This window comes from Acetobacter farinalis (assembly GCF_011516935.1).
GTDB lineage: Bacteria > Pseudomonadota > Alphaproteobacteria > Acetobacterales > Acetobacteraceae > Acetobacter > Acetobacter farinalis.
The window spans coordinates 331,337-349,995 of record NZ_WOTF01000001.1 but is presented as its reverse complement, the minus strand read 5'-3'; the positions used below and the strand labels follow the sequence as shown (position 1 = coordinate 349,995).

11 protein-coding genes are annotated in these 18,659 nt (G+C 58.0%); all 11 read right to left on the bottom strand.

Annotation, left to right across the window (positions count from 1 at the left end; genetic code table 11):
• Window positions 1–40: 40 nt before the first annotated feature.
• Complete coding sequence (gene rpsG / locus GOB82_RS01540; RefSeq protein WP_166118762.1) at window positions 41–517, bottom strand: 30S ribosomal protein S7; 477 nt, start codon at window positions 515–517, stop codon at window positions 41–43.
• A 14-nt stretch (window positions 518–531) separates the two neighbouring features.
• Window positions 532–903 (bottom strand): 30S ribosomal protein S12, encoded by a 372-nt coding sequence (rpsL, locus tag GOB82_RS01535; protein WP_003622698.1) that lies wholly within the window; start codon window positions 901–903, stop codon window positions 532–534.
• Window positions 904–1,254: 351 nt separating this feature from the next.
• Window positions 1,255–5,430: a DNA-directed RNA polymerase subunit beta' gene (gene rpoC / locus GOB82_RS01530; RefSeq protein ID WP_166118759.1), complete on the bottom strand. Its 4,176-nt coding sequence runs from the start codon at window positions 5,428–5,430 to the stop codon at window positions 1,255–1,257.
• Window positions 5,431–5,523: 93 nt separating this feature from the next.
• Window positions 5,524–9,696 carry a DNA-directed RNA polymerase subunit beta gene (gene rpoB / locus GOB82_RS01525; protein WP_166118757.1) on the bottom strand — a complete coding sequence of 1,391 codons (4,173 nt, stop codon included), beginning with the start codon at window positions 9,694–9,696 and terminating at the stop codon, window positions 5,524–5,526.
• A 226-nt stretch (window positions 9,697–9,922) separates the two neighbouring features.
• A complete protein-coding gene (rplL, locus tag GOB82_RS01520; protein WP_166118754.1) occupies window positions 9,923–10,297 on the bottom strand; it encodes a 50S ribosomal protein L7/L12 in 375 nt (124 codons plus the stop codon).
• Between the two features lie 98 nt (window positions 10,298–10,395).
• Window positions 10,396–10,920 (bottom strand): 50S ribosomal protein L10, encoded by a 525-nt coding sequence (gene rplJ, locus GOB82_RS01515; protein WP_166118751.1) that lies wholly within the window; start codon window positions 10,918–10,920, stop codon window positions 10,396–10,398.
• A gap of 287 nt (window positions 10,921–11,207) precedes the next feature.
• Window positions 11,208–11,900 (bottom strand): 50S ribosomal protein L1, encoded by a 693-nt coding sequence (gene rplA / locus GOB82_RS01510; protein WP_166118748.1) that lies wholly within the window; start codon window positions 11,898–11,900, stop codon window positions 11,208–11,210.
• 4 nt (window positions 11,901–11,904) lie between these two features.
• On the bottom strand, window positions 11,905–12,336 hold the full coding sequence (gene rplK, locus GOB82_RS01505; RefSeq protein ID WP_166118746.1) for a 50S ribosomal protein L11: 432 nt from the start codon (window positions 12,334–12,336) through the stop codon (window positions 11,905–11,907).
• A 106-nt stretch (window positions 12,337–12,442) separates the two neighbouring features.
• The gene (locus GOB82_RS01500; protein ID WP_377792162.1) at window positions 12,443–13,993 is read right to left on the bottom strand and encodes an efflux transporter outer membrane subunit; all 1,551 of its coding nucleotides are present in this window, start codon (window positions 13,991–13,993) and stop codon (window positions 12,443–12,445) included.
• A gap of 62 nt (window positions 13,994–14,055) precedes the next feature.
• A complete protein-coding gene (locus tag GOB82_RS01495) occupies window positions 14,056–15,402 on the bottom strand; it encodes an efflux RND transporter periplasmic adaptor subunit (protein WP_166118740.1) in 1,347 nt (448 codons plus the stop codon).
• Window positions 15,399–18,572: an efflux RND transporter permease subunit gene (locus GOB82_RS01490; protein ID WP_166118738.1), complete on the bottom strand. Its 3,174-nt coding sequence runs from the start codon at window positions 18,570–18,572 to the stop codon at window positions 15,399–15,401. The genes GOB82_RS01495 and GOB82_RS01490 overlap by 4 nt, the downstream gene beginning before the upstream one ends.
• Between the last annotated feature and the right edge of the window lie 87 nt (window positions 18,573–18,659).

The window sequence follows — 18,659 nt, the reverse complement described above, 5'->3', positions numbered from 1 at the left end:
CGCCCTCACTCCACAAGGAGTGAATGCCACACCTAAAAGATTACCAGCGATAGTGACTGAACGCCTTGTTCGCTTCAGCCATACGGTGGGTATCTTCACGCTTCTTCACAGCAGCGCCACGGTTGTTCACAGCGTCCATCAGCTCATTGGACAACCGGTCCTGCATGGTGTTCTCACCCCGCTTGCGGGAGGCGTCGATCACCCAACGAATAGCCAGCGCCTGACGACGCTCGGCACGCACTTCAACAGGCACCTGATAGGTCGCACCACCAACACGGCGGGAACGAACTTCTACTGCAGGCTTAACGTTATCCAGGGCATTGTGAAACAATGCGACCGGATCAGCGGAAGCTCCACTCCGGCGAACCATCGCCTCGAGAGCTCCGTAAACAATCCTCTCCGCAGTGGATTTTTTGCCATCATACATCAGAGCGTTCATGAAACGCGTAATGACAATATCTCCGAACTTCGGATCAGGAAGAATCTCACGCTTAACAGCGCGGTGACGGCGGCTCATACCTTAACTTCCTCTTACTTCGGACGCTTCGCGCCGTAGAGCGAACGCCGCTGACGACGCTTAGCAATACCCTGGGTATCCAGGACACCGCGAAGGATGTGATAACGCACACCCGGAAGGTCTTTTACTCGACCGCCACGGATAAGCACGACGCTATGTTCCTGAAGGTTGTGGCCTTCACCCGGAATATAACTCACCACCTCATAGCCATTCGTCAGACGCACCTTTGCAACTTTACGCAGTGCGGAGTTCGGCTTTTTAGGCGTCGTCGTATAAACACGGGTGCAAACACCACGTTTCTGGGGGCAACCCTGCAGTGCGGGCACTTTGTTGCGCTTAACCGCAGGCTTGCGCCCCTTGGCAATGAGCTGGTTGATGGTCGGCATGCGCCTTTCCCGATCCTTACACAGTTCGGCCGGCTAGTCTTTTTATCGACTGCCGACTGTCATTTGAAAAACCCACCAGGCAACAACACCCGTGTGGGGCTATCTAGGCATCCGGCCCCGCCTCCTACTGGAAGCCCACCGCATGCTTACACAAGAATTACGAATTTACCCCCGCTCCGGCACAGGAGCAGAAGCTGAGGGCTGCTAACTACCGCTCCCCCCCCCTTAAGTCAAGCGGGGTCTGCGATTCTCGGCCTTTAAAATGTAAAGAAGGCCTTTCATAAAAAGAAAGGGACCAAAGCGATGCTCTGGTCCCTCTCCTCTTCTCAGTCTTTACAGACGAATGCTGCGTTATTCGGCAGCAGATTTTCCGACACGCTGGCGGTCCTGAGACGCTGCGATAGCCCGCAGACGATTCATGACACTCCCCGTGCCCGCCGGGATCAGGCGGCCGACAATGACGTTCTCTTTGAGACCGTTCAGTGTATCCACCTTCCCTGCCGTTGCCGCTTCTGTCAGGACACGCGTGGTCTCCTGGAAGGACGCTGCAGAGATAAAGGACTGCGTCTGGAGAGACGCCTTCGTAATACCCTGCAACACCGGCATGGCATGCGCCGGACGTTCACCCGCGTTCAGGCGCTTGGTGTTTTCCGTCTCGTACTCAATCCGGTCAACGGTTTCGCCAATGAGGTACGTCGTATCTCCAGGCTCCAGAATTTCAACCTTCTGAAGCATCTGGCGCACGATGACTTCAATGTGCTTGTCGTTGATCTTCACGCCCTGAAGACGATACACATCCTGAATTTCATTCACGAGGTAGTCGGAAAGAGCCTCAACCCCCATGACTTTCAGAATGTCATGCGGCACGCGGGGACCGTCGACCAGCGGATCGCCTTTTTCGACGAAGTCGCCTTCCTGAACAGACACGTGCTTGCCTTTGGGGATCAGATATTCAGTCTCTTCACCCGTCTCATCGTTCTTCACGATAATACGGCGCTTGGACTTGTAGTCCTTCCCAAACTCAACACGGCCTTCCATTTCCGCGATAATCGCATGGTCTTTCGGGCGGCGGGCTTCAAAAAGTTCAGCCACACGCGGCAGACCACCGGTAATATCGCGGGTCTTGGAGCCTTCACGCGGCAGACGTGCCAGCACGTCACCCGCATGCACCTCGGCACCGTTTTCAACGGACAGAAGCGATTCAGGCGGCAGGAAGTAGCGGGCATCGTTGCCGTTATCCAGCTTGATGACCTCACCGTTGGCACCCTTGAGCTGCAGACGCGGACGCAGATCAACGCCCTTGCCTGCCTGCTTGTAGTCCACCACCGTCTTGGCTGTCAGACCAGTCACTTCGTCCATACGCTCGACGAGCGTGATGGAGTCGATCAGGTCAAGATACTCAACCTTACCGGCTTTTTCGGTGATGATCGGCAGGGTGTAGGGATCCCACTCGGCCAGCTTCTGGCCGCGCGCGACTTCCGCACCTTCCGTTGTCAGCAGGCGCGCACCATACGGCACACGATAGCGGGCTTTTTCCACCCCGGCTTCGTCGGTCAGCAGGATTTCACAGTTACGGGCCATGACAACCGGCACGCCCTGACTGTTCTGCACCACGTTCCGGTTGCGGATAAGAACCTTACCGTCACGAGAGGCTTCAATCATGGACTGCTCGGCACCACGCTGCGCCGCGCCACCGATATGGAAGGTACGCATGGTGAGCTGCGTGCCCGGTTCACCGATGGACTGCGCGGCAATAACACCCACAGCTTCACCAATGTTGACCGGCGTGCCGCGTGCAAGGTCACGGCCATAGCAGTGACCACACACGCCCACGCGGCTATCGCAGGTCAGCACGGAGCGGATCTGAACCGTTTCCACGCCAGAGGCTTCAATCCGTTCTGCATCAGCTTCGTCGATCAGGCGGTTGCGGGGAGCAACCACGCTTCCGGACGCAGGATCGATCACATCAGCAGCCAGAGTCCGGCCGAGGATCCGTTCGGACAGGGAGGAGACAACCTCACCACCATCCATGACAGCGCGAATGGTCAATCCACGCTCGGTGCCGCAATCATTTTCAACAATGATGCAGTCCTGCGCAACGTCAACCAGACGACGTGTCAGATACCCGGAGTTCGCGGTCTTCAGAGCGGTATCGGCCAGCCCCTTACGTGCACCGTGGGTGGACGTAAAGTAATCGAGAACCGACAGACCTTCTTTAAAGTTGGCGATAATCGGCTGTTCGATAATCTCACCGGACGGCTTGGCCATCAGGCCGCGCATCCCGGCAAGCTGCTTCATCTGAGCCGGCGACCCACGAGCCCCGGAGTGGCTCATCATCCACACAGAGTTGATGGGCTTGCCAATTTCCTGACGGGAAATCTCTTTGGTCATGGCCGCCTGGACTTCGTCCGTGCAGCGTGACCAGGCATCCACCACCTTGTTGTAGCGTTCGCCAGCCGTGATCAGACCATCCTGATACTGCTGTTCAAACTCTTTGACTTCAGCCGTCGTGCGGTCAACCAGAACTTTCTTTTCAGCCGGGATGATCATGTCATCCTTACCGAAGGAAATACCGGCTTTCGCAGCGTGGCGGAACCCGAGCGCCATCAGGCGGTCACAGAAGATCACCGCTTCTTTCTGACCACAGTGACGGTAAACCGTATCAATAACGTCAGACACGGCCTTCTTGGTCAGCTGCTTGTTGATCAGCGAGAACGGGATCGCGTCACTCTTCGGCAGAATCTGAGCAATCAGCACGCGGCCGGGTGTGGTCACGATCGTTTCGTGATGCTTCTTGCCGTCAGCGTCAATGCTCTCGAAGCGCGCACGGATCTTGTCATGCAGCTTCAGCACGCCGGCAGTCAGGGCGTATTCCACCTCACTGATAGACGAGAAGGACGGTGCACCTTTTTTGATCAGCTCACCGGTTGTGTCGTCATACTCATTGCGGTCCGGTGTCGCGCCGAATTCAGGCGTTTCGAGGCTGAGATAATACAGCCCGAGAACAATATCCTGAGACGGCACGATAATGGGCTTACCATTTGCCGGGCTGAGAATGTTGTTGGTGGACATCATCAGCACGCGTGCTTCAAGCTGCGCCTCAAGGCTCAGCGGCACGTGCACGGCCATCTGGTCACCGTCGAAGTCCGCGTTGAAGGCGGTGCAGACGAGCGGGTGAAGCTGAATGGCTTTGCCTTCAACCAGAACCGGCTCGAACGCCTGAATACCCAGACGGTGAAGGGTCGGGGCGCGGTTCAGCATCACGGGATGCTCGCGGATGACCTCTTCAAGGATATCCCAGACTTCCGGACGCTCTTTTTCCACCATCCGCTTCGCGGCCTTGATGGTTGTGGCGTGACCGTACTTTTCCAGCTTGGAGTAGATGAACGGCTTGAACAGTTCCAGCGCCATCTTCTTGGGAAGACCGCACTGGTGCAGCTTCATTTCCGGGCCGACCACGATGACCGAACGGCCGGAGTAGTCAACGCGCTTACCAAGAAGGTTCTGACGGAAGCGGCCCTGCTTGCCTTTCAGCATATCGGACAGAGACTTCAGTGGACGCTTGTTGGCACCGGTAATGGCACGGCCACGACGACCGTTGTCAAACAGGGCATCAACAGCTTCCTGAAGCATACGCTTTTCGTTACGCACGATGATATCGGGCGCACGCAGCTCCATCAGGCGCTTCAGACGGTTGTTACGGTTGATCACGCGACGATACAGATCGTTCAGATCGGACGTTGCGAAACGACCACCATCCAGCGGCACCAGCGGGCGCAGTTCCGGCGGAATGACCGGGACCAGATCAAGAATCATCCACTCGGGGCGTGAGCCGCTTTCCGAGAAGGCCTCAACCAGCTTCAGGCGCTTGACGAACTTCTTGCGCTTGGCTTCAGAGGTCGTCTCTTTCAGTTCCTGGCGCAGCTCGACTTTTTCGGCATCACAATCGATGCGTTCGAGCACCTTCTTGATCGCTTCAGCACCGATCCCGACTTCAATACCTTCTTCGCCATATTCATCCATGGCATCGAGGTACTGTTCTTCCGTCAGCAGGGAGTACTGCTTGAGCGGAGACGTGCCGGGTTCAAGAACCAGATAGTTCTCGAAATACAGAACCTTTTCGAGATCTTTCAGCGTCATGTCGACCATCAGGCCGATACGGCTGGGGAGAGACTTCAGAAACCAGATATGGGCGACAGGGCTGGCAAGCTGGATGTGACCCATCCGCTCGCGCCGCACCTTTGCCAGAGTGACTTCAACGCCGCATTTTTCACAGACAATACCGCGGAACTTCATCCGCTTGTATTTGCCGCACAGGCATTCGTAGTCCTTGATCGGACCAAAAATACGCGCGCAGAACAGACCATCGCGTTCCGGTTTGAATGTCCGGTAGTTGATTGTCTCGGGCTTCTTGATTTCACCAAACGACCAGGACCGGATCTGCTCAGGCGATGCAAGCTGAATCTTGATCTGGTCGAAGGTCATCGCCTGGCCGGTCTGGCCAAGAATTTTCATGAGTTCATTCATGTGCCGAAGCCCCCAAAGGGAAATGAGGAGCCGGAATCGTCATTCCGGCCTCCCCCTTAAAATAAGAACGGATCGTGGTGCGAAGGGTCACCTTTATTTGGTCCCCTGCTCCAGCTCAACATTAAGGCCAAGGGATTTCAGTTCCTTGATCAGAACGTTAAAGCTTTCCGGAATGCCGGCTTCGAAGTCATCCTGCTCACGCACAATGGCTTCATAGACCTTGGTTCGACCGGACACGTCATCCGATTTCACCGTCAGCATTTCCTGCAGCGTATAGGCCGCACCATAGGCTTCCAGAGCCCAGACTTCCATTTCACCAAAGCGCTGGCCACCGAACTGCGCCTTACCACCCAGCGGCTGCTGGGTCACAAGCGAATACGGACCGATGGAGCGTGCATGGATCTTGTCATCAACAAGGTGATGCAGCTTGAGCATGTAGATGTAACCGACTGTGGTCTTGCGCTCGAACGGCTCACCCGTACGACCATCAATCAGCTGCGACTGCCCGGATTTATCAACCCCTGCCTTTTCAAGCATGGCTTCGATATCCGGAATGGACGCACCATCAAACACCGGCGTTGCAATGGGCACGCCCTTGCGCAGGTTGTTGCACAGCTCGGTCAGCTCTTTGTTGTCCATATTGGCAATGGCATCATCATAGATGTTCTGCCCATAGACATCCTTGAGACGATCCAGCAGTTCCTGACGCTTCTCACCCGTGCGCTGGTATTCATCCACCAGATCACCGATGCCGCGCCCGATATTGGCGCATGCCCAGCCAAGATGCGTTTCCAGAATCTGCCCCACGTTCATACGAGACGGCACACCCAGCGGATTCAGCACGATGTCGACCGACGTGCCATCTTCCAGGAACGGCATGTCTTCAACCGGCACCACGCGTGAGACCACACCCTTGTTTCCGTGACGACCGGCCATTTTGTCACCCGGCTGAAGCTTGCGCTTCACGGCAACAAAGACCTTGACCATTTTCATCACGCCGGGCGGCAGTTCATCACCGCGCTGCAGCTTTTCAACCTTGCTTTCGAAGCGGGCCTGAATTTTTGCCACAGAGGCATCAAATTCACGACGCAGCGTTTCCAGCTCAGCCATCACCTCATCAGAGGCCACAACAATGTTGCGCCATGCGCCGCGAGGATGCTCGTCCAGAACCTCATCCGTGATCACGGTGCCGGAGCGAATACCCTTGAAGCCCGCACCAGCGGTCTGATCCAGCAGCTTCTCACGCAGACGGCTGTAGAAGGAACGTTCCTGAATGGCGCGCTCGTCATCACGGTCCTTGGACAGACGTTCGATTTCGGCGCGTTCAATCGCCATCGCACGTTCGTCCTTGTCCACGCCACGGCGTGAGAACACGCGGACGTCAACAATGGTGCCGGTGGTGCCGGGCGGCAGGCGCAGAGACGTATCCCGCACATCGGATGCTTTTTCACCGAAGATGGCACGCAGAAGCTTTTCTTCCGGTGTCATCGGGCTTTCACCCTTTGGCGTGACCTTACCGATGAGAATATCACCGGGGTTCACTTCAGCGCCGACATACACAATGCCTGCTTCGTCCAGGTTCCGCAGCGCTTCTTCACCCACATTGGGGATGTCACGCGTGATTTCTTCCTGACCGAGCTTGGTATCACGCGCCATGACTTCGAATTCCTCGATATGGATCGAGGTAAACACGTCATCTTTCGCAATACGTTCGGAGATCAGGATGGAGTCTTCGAAGTTGTAACCATTCCAGGGCATGAACGCGACGAGCGTGTTACGGCCCAGAGCCAGTTCACCCAGCTCCGTGGACGGACCATCCGCAATAATATCACCAGCGCGAACCGTATCCCCCACATGGACCAGCGGACGCTGGTTGATGCAGGTGGACTGGTTGGAGCGGGAATACTTCCGCAGACGATAGATATCGACACCCTGCGTGGAACCGTTTTCATCCGTTGCACGGACAACGATACGCGCACCGTCGATCTGGTCCACAATACCCTGACGGCGGGCAACGATTGTCGCACCGGAGTCATGAGCCACTGCGGCTTCCATCCCTGTGCCAACCAGCGGCGCATCAGAGCGCACCAGCGGCACAGCCTGACGCTGCATGTTCGAGCCCATCAGTGCGCGGTTCGCGTCATCGTTCTCAAGGAACGGGATCAGCGCCGCAGCAACAGACACAAGCTGCTTGGGGGAAACGTCACACGCCGTCACTTCAGTCGGCGGCACGAGGCGGAAGTCCCCACCACGACGCACGGACACCAGTTCACCCGTCAGCGTGCCATCGGCGCTCTGCTTGGCATCCGCCTGCGCCACGACCAGCTTTTCTTCTTCCATGGCGGACAGATATTTCCAGCCATCCTGAAGAACGCCGTCTTTCACCAGGCGATACGGCGTTTCAATAAAGCCGTACTTGTTCACCTTGGCGTAGGTGGAGAGCGAGTTGATCAGACCGATGTTCGGGCCTTCCGGCGTTTCAATCGGGCAGATACGGCCATAATGGGTCGGATGAACGTCACGCACTTCAAAGCCTGCGCGTTCACGGGTCAGACCGCCCGGGCCAAGCGCTGAAAGACGACGCTTGTGCGTGACTTCAGAGAGCGGGTTGGTCTGGTCCATGAACTGGCTGAGCTGGGAAGACCCGAAGAACTCACGCACAGCAGCGGCGGCAGGCTTCGCGTTGATCAGGTCATGCGGCATGACCGTATCAATATCGACAGAGCCCATACGCTCGCGAATGGCGCGTTCCATACGCAGCAGGCCAACGCGATACTGGTTTTCCATCAGTTCACCAACCGAGCGGACGCGGCGGTTACCAAGGTTATCAATATCATCGACCTGACCGCGGCCGTCTTTCAGTTCACACATGACCTTGATGGTGCGCAGGATATCTTCCTTGCGCAGCACGCGCACGGTGTCCGGCACATCAATATCAAGCCGCATGTTCATTTTCACACGACCGACCGAAGAGAGGTCATAACGGTCCGGGTCAAAGAACAGGCCATGGAACATGGCATCGGCGGTTTCAGCCGTCGGCGGCTCACCGGGGCGCATGACGCGGTAGATATCAATCAGCGCTTCATCACGTGAGCTGTTTTTATCAACAACCAGCGTATTCCGGATCCACGGCCCCTTGGCGGCATCAATCGCCAGAACCGGCAGGTCCGTAATCCCGGCTTCAGCCAGATCCGTCAGCGTAGCTTCAGTGATTTCGTCACCGGCTTCGGCATAGATCTCGCCCGTGTCCGTGTTGACGATATCGTGGGCGATAAAGCGGCCCAGCAGATCAATATCACCAACCAGCACTTCGCGGGTTTTTTCGGCAATCTTGCGCACCATGCGCGCTGTCAGCTTCGCTTCTGCCTCGGCGACGATTTCACCGGTTTCAGCATCCACCAGCGGCGCAAGCAGCTTCATGCCACGGAAGGAGTCCGCATCGAACGGACGTGCCCAGCCCTTGGCGGTTTTCGTGAAGACGACGGTGTCATAGAAATAGGAGAGGATTTCGTTATCATCCATCCCCTTGATATCCAGAGCATCAACATCGCCCCCTTCCGCCAGCTTTGCCTTGCGGGCAGCAGCGGAGGCAGCGCCTTCCAGCGCATAGAGCAGCGTGGTGACAGGCAGCTTGCGCTTGCGGTCGATACGCACATAGATCAGGTCTTTGGCATCGAACTCGAAGTCCAGCCAGGACCCGCGATACGGGATGACGCGGGCAGCAAACAGATATTTGCCTGAAGAGTGCGTCTTGCCCTTGTCGTGATCAAAGAACACGCCGGGAGAACGGTGCATCTGGCTGACGATGACACGCTCGGTCCCGTTGATGATAAAGGTGCCGTTATCGGTCATCAGGGGCATGTCGCCCATATAGACCGGCTGCTCCTTGATATCCCGGATAGAACGGGACCCTGTGTCTTCATCCACATCCCATACAATGAGACGGAGGATGACTTTCAGCGGAGCGGAATAGGTCAGCCCGCGCTGAATGCATTCTTCAACATCATATTTCGGCTCTTCGAATTCGTAGCTGACGAATTCGAGCCGCCCGCGACCTGCAAAGTCGTTAATCGGGAATACAGACCGGAAAACCTCCTGCAAACCTGTCGGTGTGCGCGCATCAGGCGACACATTCGCCTGAAGAAACGTCTCGTAAGACGCACGCTGCACGTCAATCAGGTTCGGCATCGGAGCGATTTCGGGGATCCGCCCGAAACTCTTGCGAATCCGCTTCCGTCCTGTGAACGATTTGGTGATTGCGTTCATCGTCGCTCCTGCCCCGCCCTTGTCTCGGACCATCAGGCCCGCCGCTTTACCGCGGGCCTGATGGTCCGATCTGTAGTAACCGGCCTTCACTCACGCCGGGAAATCCCGACTTATATACCCGCCCCGAACCGGATCCGGAACAGGCAAACGGGCAGAGGCAACACACCCCCACCCGAAAACCTCTTGCATCACCCCGCCAGCCTGAGGCAGCGGGGTTCTGGCAAACTTATTTAATTTCGACGGTCGCGCCGTTTTCTTCAAGAATCTTCTTGATTTTGTCGGCTTCGTCTTTCGTTGCGCCTTCTTTGACGGTCTTCGGTGCACCTTCAACCAGGTCCTTGGCTTCTTTCAGGCCCAGACCCGTGATGGCACGGATTTCCTTAATGACGTTAATTTTCTTGTCGCCAGCAGCGGCCAGAATGACGTCGAATTCGGTCTTTTCTTCAACCGGAGCAGCGGCAGCAGCCGGACCAGCAGCAGCAACTGCAACCGGAGCAGCAGCAGAAACGCCCCACTTTTCTTCGAGCAGCTTGGAGAGTTCAGCAGCTTCAAGAACCGTCAGAGCGGACAGTTCGTCAACGAGCTTGTTCAGATCAGCCATGATTGGACTTCCTAATATAATCACTGGTTTGCAAAGCACAACCTCCCAGATGAAAGGTCGTGCGATTTCTTGAACACGTCTTCAGAAGAAGGCGTGCTTCAGGCGGCTTCCGCCTCACCCGTTTTGGCATAGGCCCCAAAAACCCGGGCAAGCTGCGCTGCCGGCGCCTGGGTGACCGCTGCGATACGCGTAGCGGGCGTGGAGATAAGACCCACGAGCTGCGCGCGCAGTTCATCCAGAGACGGCAGTTCGGCCAGAGCCTTCAGTCCAGCGGCGTCAAGCACCTGTGAACCAAGAGAACCCCCGACCAGCTCAAGCTTGTCATTGGTTTTGGCGAACTCGACGATCACCTTTGCCACTGCTACCGGATCAGCTGCCCAAGCAAGGGCGGTTGGTCCTTTAAGCATCGGCACGATGCCGTCGAACTGGGTCCCATCCAGGGCGAGAGTTGCCAGCCGGTTTTTTGCGACCTTGTAAGTTGCACCCGCTGCACGCACTTTGCGTCGCAGATCCGTCACATCAGCTACGGTCAACCCGGCATTCCGGGTCACCACAACCATGGACGTTTCGGCAAACACGGCGGCAAGGGCTGCAACAGCGGCCTGCTTTTCCGTACGGTTCAAATCCCGTCTCCGTCTTGCTTTATCCAGCCTTGGCCAGACAAAGCGGGTTGCCCTCAGGATTTCACAAAGCAACGTGAAATCCGCTCGCCTGTCCTTCAAACGGAATACCCGGAGCCTGCCGAAAAACAGCCTGCAACCAGCATCCCCGTCTTACACGCGCAAACCCCAGGGGTTTTTATGGCATGACGCCACGTGTGATCTCGGACAGGTCGGGAAGCACAGCCCGAAGGCCGACTTCCCTTAATGTGCCGCACCGGACCGAGGCCCGATGCAGCAGCATCTCAAACTCAGCCTGCGAAGGCTGAGACGTCCAGCTGAACGCCCGGACCCATGGTGGAGGAAAGAGCAACCTTCTTGAGGTATGTGCCCTTCGCACCAGACGGACGAGCCTTCTGCACGGCATCAACGAACGCGCGGGCATTTTCAGCCAGCTTCGCTTCATCGAAAGAAGCCTTGCCGATGCCAGCGTGAACGATACCGGCTTTTTCAGCGCGGTATTCAACCTGACCGGACTTGGCTGCCGTAACGGCACCCTTCACGTCCATGGTCACGGTGCCCAGCTTGGGGTTCGGCATCAGGCCACGCGGACCGAGGATCTTACCCAGACGACCAACCAGAGCCATCATGTCCGGGGTTGCAATGCAGCGGTCGAATGCGATTTCGCCAGCCTGCACTTTTTCCATCAGGTCTTCAGCGCCAACAACGTCAGCACCAGCGGCGGTCGCTTCTTCAGCCTTCGCACCGCGTGCGAACACGCCAACGCGCAGTGTCTTGCCCGTGCCGTTCGGCAGGGAGACGAAGCCACGAACCATCTGGTCAGCATGACGCGGGTCGATACCCAGGTTGAGGGAGATTTCAACCGTTTCGTCGAACTTTGCCGTCGCGTTACCCTTCACCAGAGCAATCGCTTCGTCCAGCCCGTAAATGTGGCCGTGTGTCACCTTGCTGCGTGCAGCGGCAATACGCTTGTTCTTAGCCATATTCTCAGCCCTCCACCGTCAGACCGATGGAACGGGCGGAACCAACCAGCATCCGCACGGCACCGTCGATATCGTTGGCGTTCATGTCCTGGAATTTCTGTTCCGCGATTTCGCGCAACTGACCCATGGTCACCTTGCCAATTGGGGCAGACTTGCCAACCGTCTGGCTGCCTTTGGAGATCTTGGCGGCCTTGAGCAGGAAGTGCGTGTTCGGCGGGGTTTTGGTGATGAAGCTGAACGTACGGTCTGCATAAGCGGTGATGACGACCGGAATCGGCATACCAGGCTCAAGATTCTGCGTCTTGGCGTTGAACTCTTTACAGAACTGCATGATGTTCAGACCACGCTGACCGAGCGCGGGACCAACCGGCGGCGAAGGGTTCGCCTTGCCAGCGGGAATCTGAAGCTTGATGTAGCCAACAACTTTTTTGGCCATATCCGGGACTCCTCATTATTGAACCCGGACCGCGGTTCTCGCGACTCTCTGCGCCATACGTCATGGCACAGGATGAGCCTCCCGCGTTCCGATAGGAAAGGCGCGCTTACCGGTGCGCGCCGGACCTGTCAAGGGGGTGGGACACATTTGCGTCACCCGAGGTGAGATCAGCCGCTGCCGGATCACCCTGCGTGCTGATGCCCGCCAGAGGGGCCGCATGGCGCAGATGCCCATACTGCAGCGGCTGGAACGGCATGATCTTGTCCGACTGAGGCAGATCCGCGCGGGACCACCCCCCACCCAGAGCGCGAATCAGCTCCACACGCGCATTCACCGCGCGCGTCTGCACCTGCACAAGGGCAATGCGGGCATTCAGGGCCGCCACCTGTGCCACCACGACATCCAGATAGTTTGTCAGCCCGCCGGTATACAGGGCCATGGTCATGGTCTGTGTATGCAGTGCGGCATCCACGGCATTACTCTGCTGGCCTGCTTCCGTCTTCAGGCGCGTGGTGCGTGTCAGGTTATCTTCCACCTCCTGAAACGCATCGAGCACCGTGCTGCGGTACAGGTCTTCCTGCTGCCGGTATTGTGACCAGTTCCGCTGGAGTTCCGCACGCCTCAAACCACCCTGAAACAGCGGAAGCAGAGCCTGCACGCCAAACTGGTACATGGAGTTGGACAGGGATGCGAGATCAAACCCGTTATCCATGAAGCCTGTCATGGCGTTGAAGGTGATATGCGGATAGAACGCCGCGCGCGACACACCAATGGCCCTGTTGGCCTGCGCCATGCGCCGCTCGGCTTCCGCGATATCAGGCCTCCGCTCCAGCAGGGTGGAAGGGAGCGCCACCGGCGGCTGCACATCTGCAAAGGCCAGATGCTGCACCGGCGCGATATGGAAGGACGCCGGAGCCTGATTCACCAGCACCGCAATGGCATGTTCCATCACGTCACGCTGGGTGTGTACCTCTGTTTCCTGCGCCTGCGTGGTGTAAAGCTGCGTTTCCGCGCGGGAGACATCCATACCCGGCGCAATCGCCCCGGCCAGACGCATTTTGGTGACCTGCACCGCGGTCTGATAGTAGCGGATAGAGTCCCGGTAGACGGCATCCTGCGCATCCAGCCCGCGCAGCGCGACATAATCGCTCGCCAGTTCGGCCTGCAGGCTCAGGCGGGCCAGCGCATAGGCCGCGGCGGCTGCCTGCGTGCCCTGCTTGGCCATCCGTACCTTATTCCGGATAGCTGACCAGAAATCAGGCTCCCATGATGCCGTGCCCGAATACTGCTCGGAAGACATGTAGACCGGCCCTTGTGAGCCTGCCCCCCGCCACAGCCTGTGGCGGGACCCTTTGTATTTCTCTCCCCCGGCCGCGCCACTCACCTGCGGGTAGAGGTGGGATTTCGCTTCCATCGCCATATCACGCGCCTGCATGAAGGCTTCCGCTTGCGCCTGGATGTCCGCGTTCAGGCGCATGGCCTGCTCCTCCAGACGGTTCAGCTCAGGGTCTCCCAGCATGGTCCACCAGTCAGGCCGGATGGCATCATCCGCCGGGCGGGCGGACTGAAGCACACCATGCTCCTGCCCTTCCCACTGGGCGGGGAGTTTCAGCTTTGTCGGGTTATAGCGCGGGGCCATATCGCACCCCGAGAGCATTGTTGCCAGCGAAAGACCAACCAGAAAACTTCGCCTGATCCGCAGGGACACGACCCGCCCTGTCATGGGCGGCCTCCGGCTTCAATGGGGGGGCGGTTATCTTCCGGCATGGCGCGGGTATCGATCCTCTCCTGCCCGGCTTTCATCTGGCTACCCTCAGCCTCCCCTTTGGGTGGTTCGGGCTTTTTGGGGGGAAGATTATAGCCGGGGGTGCCTTTCACAATCCGTACCTCCTGCCCGTCCAGTAACCCGGCAGAGGGGCTGTTCACCAGACGGTCCGTTTTTTTCACGCCCCGCAGGATCTGCACCGTTGTGCCCAGATTTTTGCCCAGCGTCACCCCGACCAGATGCACATGGTTGGTTCCATCCACCAGCGCGACCTGCGTGCCTTCCGCCCGAAAGATAATCGCGCCTTCGGGCAGGATGAGCATGTCCGGGTCTCCCGGTGCCTTGAAGTTGGCCGTGGCGTAGGAATTCGGCCAAAGCTCACCGGATTTGTTGTCAATGGTGAGTTCTGTCGTCACCGTGCGGGTTGTGGGGTTGAACGCGGTGGCCGTTGCGAGGAATTTCGCCTTGAACGTGCGGTCCGGATATTGCGGGATGCTCAGATCCGCCTCCAGACGCGGGGAGATGATATCCGCATAATCCTGCGGCACCGCGACGAACACACGCATGGCATGCACATCCGCCACGCTGAACAGTTCCGTGGCATTCCCGTGGGAGTCCACATCACCGCGCCCGGCGTTCACATAATCCCCCACATCGGCGAAACGCGATGTCACGACACCATCAAACGGTGCGACAATTTTCTTGAAGCCTTCCAGCGCGGCAAAACGCTCCACCTCGTGGCGGGCCGCTTCCACCTGCGCCTGCTGGGCCTCGGCATTGGCCGCCTGCACGTCCACTTCCTGCTGAGAGACCGCCTGCGTGCCCTGCAGGGCTTTCCAGCGCCGTGCCGTGATCTGCGCCAGCTTGTAGCGGGCAAGAGCGACATCAAGATTGGCCTTCGCGGCGGCGTACTGGGCGTCCAGCCCCGGCGTATCGATAAGCGCCAGAACATCTCCCGTTTTCACAACGGCCCCGAAATCCTTGTACCACATTTTCACGTAGCCGGAGACCTGCGCGTAAATGGGGGCCTGATACCAGGCGGCAATATTGGCAGGCAGGGAAAGCGTGCGGATGGACGGCCCCGGCTGTGGAGAAATCACCTGCACAACGGGTATGGCGTTTTCCGCCGTTTCCTTTGCCAGATGCATATAGTGCGCCTGCCGCTGCACGATCCCGAGACCAGCCAGCCCTATGGCCACCACGGCAACAACACCAACCCCGATAACCCGTTTGCGGGAAGACGCCGCATCATGCCGTGTGGTCTGCTCCGGCTGGCCACCGTCTTCATGATACCCGCTCATGCGCCTTCTCCCTGTTCCGTCGTCGTGGTCTGCTTTTTCCGATTATGCAGCATGGCGAAAACACATGGCACAAACAGCAAGGTTGCAACTGTTGCCACCAGCAGGCCACCCATGACGGCTTTGCCCAGCGGCGCGTTTTGAGAATTACTGAGGGACATTGGCAGCATCCCGATAATCATGGCGGAAGCTGTCATCAGCACGGGGCGGATACGCTCAAACCCGGCTTCAATGGCCGCGGCAATCGCATCCCCGTGGGCCTCCAGCCTCTCCCGCGCGAAGGATACCACAAGAATGGCGTTGGCTGTGGCCGTGCCCATGCACATGATGGCCCCTGTCAGCGCCGGCACGGAAAGCGTGGTGTGTGTCAGGAACAGGCTCCAGGAAATGCCCGCCAGAGCCCCGGGCAGCGCCGTGATGATAATGAACGGGTCCAGCCAGGACTGGAAATTGACCACAATCAGCAGGTAGACTAGCAGCACGGACATGGCGAGGCCGCCCAGCAACTGCACATACGCATTGTTCATGGTCACAGCCTGCCCACGCACCACCAGTGTTGAGCCACGCGGCAGATCGGGGCGAACTTCATCCACAATCCGGCTGACTGCGCGTGAGACGGTGCCGAGATCGATCCCCTCATTGGACGCATAGATATCGAACACCGGCATGATGTTGTAGTGCGAGACTTCCCCCGGCGTGCCGGTCTGCACGATCTTGCTCAGACCGCCCAGAATTTGCGGCGGCTGCCCCGTCGGGTTGCCATCGCCCTTGTCAATCGGGGTCAGTTCCAGATCATTCAGGGTTTGCAGGAAGGTGGCGGGCGTCTGGATATTAATCAGATGCGAGACACCGGTTTTTGTATCCAGCCAGTAAACCTGCCCGACCTGAGAACTGCCGGAGAGGGAAACCAGCGCGTTGTTCGCCACGTCTGCTTCCGTGATCCCCGTCCCCAAAGCGTAGGTCCGTCGGGCGTTCACCCGCAGGGTCGGGGTTGTCATGGGCTGCTGGACAGAGATATCCGTCAGCCCCGTCACATGCCGCAGGCGGTCCGCCAGCCGGTTTGCAAAGCGGAAATTCTCTACAAGATTGCGCCCGGTAACCTGCACATCAATCGGGGCTGGCAAGCCGAAATTCAGAATTTTGGCTGTCAGGTCTCCCGGCAGGAAAGACACCTGCGTGCCGGGAAATTTCTGCCTCAGAGACTGGCGGATCATCTTGCGATATTCCGCCACCGGAGAATCCGGGCTTTTCAGAGCGACTGCAAGGTCGCAATCCTGCGTGCCCACAGTCGGGGTGGGGATAAAGGCCTGATTGAGCGCGCTGACGGGCTGGCCGCAATTATCAACAATACTTTCCACCTGCCCCGGCAGTGTGCGTTCAATCTCATCATTCACAAGCTGGGAGATCTTGCCTGCTTCTGAAAGCTTGGTGCCAAGTGGCGCACGGATATGGATTGCCATGGCATCGGAATTGATTTCGGGGAAGAAATCCTGCCCCACAAAAATCAACAGCCCCAGAGACGCGAGCGAACACACCACAAAGACCGGCACAAACGTGCCACGTGTGGCCACCAGATGCTTCAGCAGGTTCTGGTACCCGTAGCGGAACTTTTCGAACTTGCGTTCAAACGCTTTCTGGAAGCGCCCGAAAATGGTTTTGGGCTGCTGCGGGCCATGCGCATGCGCGGCCACCTGTGCCGCGAGCATGTATTTCGCCATGGTCGGCACGAGTGTCCGGGAGAGGATGAAGGAGGCAATCATCGCGAAGATGATGGCTTCCGCCATCGGCATGAACAGCCACCCCGCAACCCCGGTCAACTGGAACAGCGGCATCCACACGATACAGATACACAGGGTGGACACAAAGGTGGGGATAACGATCTGGTTGGCGGCATCGATAATCGCGGTCTCGAGATCTTTTTCCATCTCAAGGTGCGCATCGATGTTTTCAATCATCACGGTGGCATCATCCACCAGAATACCAACCGCCAGCGCCAGCCCGCCAAGCGTCATGACATTGATGGTCTGCCCGGCCCAGCCCAGCCCGATAATGGAGCACAGCATGGCCAGCGGAATGGAGGTGGCGATAATCACTGTTGAACGCCAGGACCCGAGGAACAGCAGCACCACAAGGCCGGTCAGGCAGGCGGCTGTCACCATTTCCCGCAGAACGTCCTCCACGGACTCTTTCACAAAGGTGGAGGCATCATTCAGCACCTTGATGCTCACCCCCTCCGGCAGGGTGCTGACAATTCCGGGCAGCAGCTTCTTCACACCCGCCACGACATCCAGCGTGGAGGCATCCCCACTTTTCATGACCACAATCAGAACGCCCTGCTGCCCCTTGACCAGCACAAGGTTGGTCTGCGGCGGGCCGCCCTGATGCACCCACGCCACATCCTGCAGGCGCACCACCGCATTGCCCACCTGCTTGATGGGCAGCATGTTCAGGTCGTTCATATCCCGTGGGGAGGCGTTGGTCTGCACCATCCAGTCAAACGCGCCAATCCGCTGATCCCCCGCGGGCAGCACGATGTTCTGGCTGTTCAGGGCCTTGGAGACATCAACGGGGGACATCCGGTGGGCCAGCAGCTTCACGGGGTCCAGATCCACCATGATGTTGCCGGGCTGGCCGCCATACGGGTTCGGGATTGCCGCCCCCGCCACGGACACCAGCGCAGGCCGGATGAGGTTGGACGACATATCGTAAATCTGTGAGGCCGTCATGGAGGTCGAGGAGACCTGCAACGTGATAACCGGCACAGAAGATGCGTTATAGGCCAGAACCAGCGGCGGCGTGGAGCCGGTGGGCATCTGCTTGATCACGGTCTGGGAGACGGAGGTGATCTGCGTCTGCGCTACGGAGGTATCCGTGCCCGGCTGGAAAAAGATTTTTACAATACCGCGGCCGTAATAGGACTGGCTTTCAATATGTTCGATATTATTGACCGTCGCGGTCAGAGCGCGTTCGTAGTAATAAATAACGCGGCCGGACATATCTTCCGGCATCAGCCCAGTATAGGTCCAGACCACAGCCACAACAGGGATCTTGATACTGGGGAAAACGTCCGTCGGGGTCGTGAAGATACCCCTGATACCAAACACCAGAATAAGAATGGAAAGAACAACGAAGGTATACGGCCTTTTCAGCGCCGTTACGACAATCTCATTCATACGCGGCAGCTCCTGCCGACACGCCCGAACGCCAGCATCCAGATAAATCCCTCATGCAGCCAGAGATACAGACATCACCCCTGAACG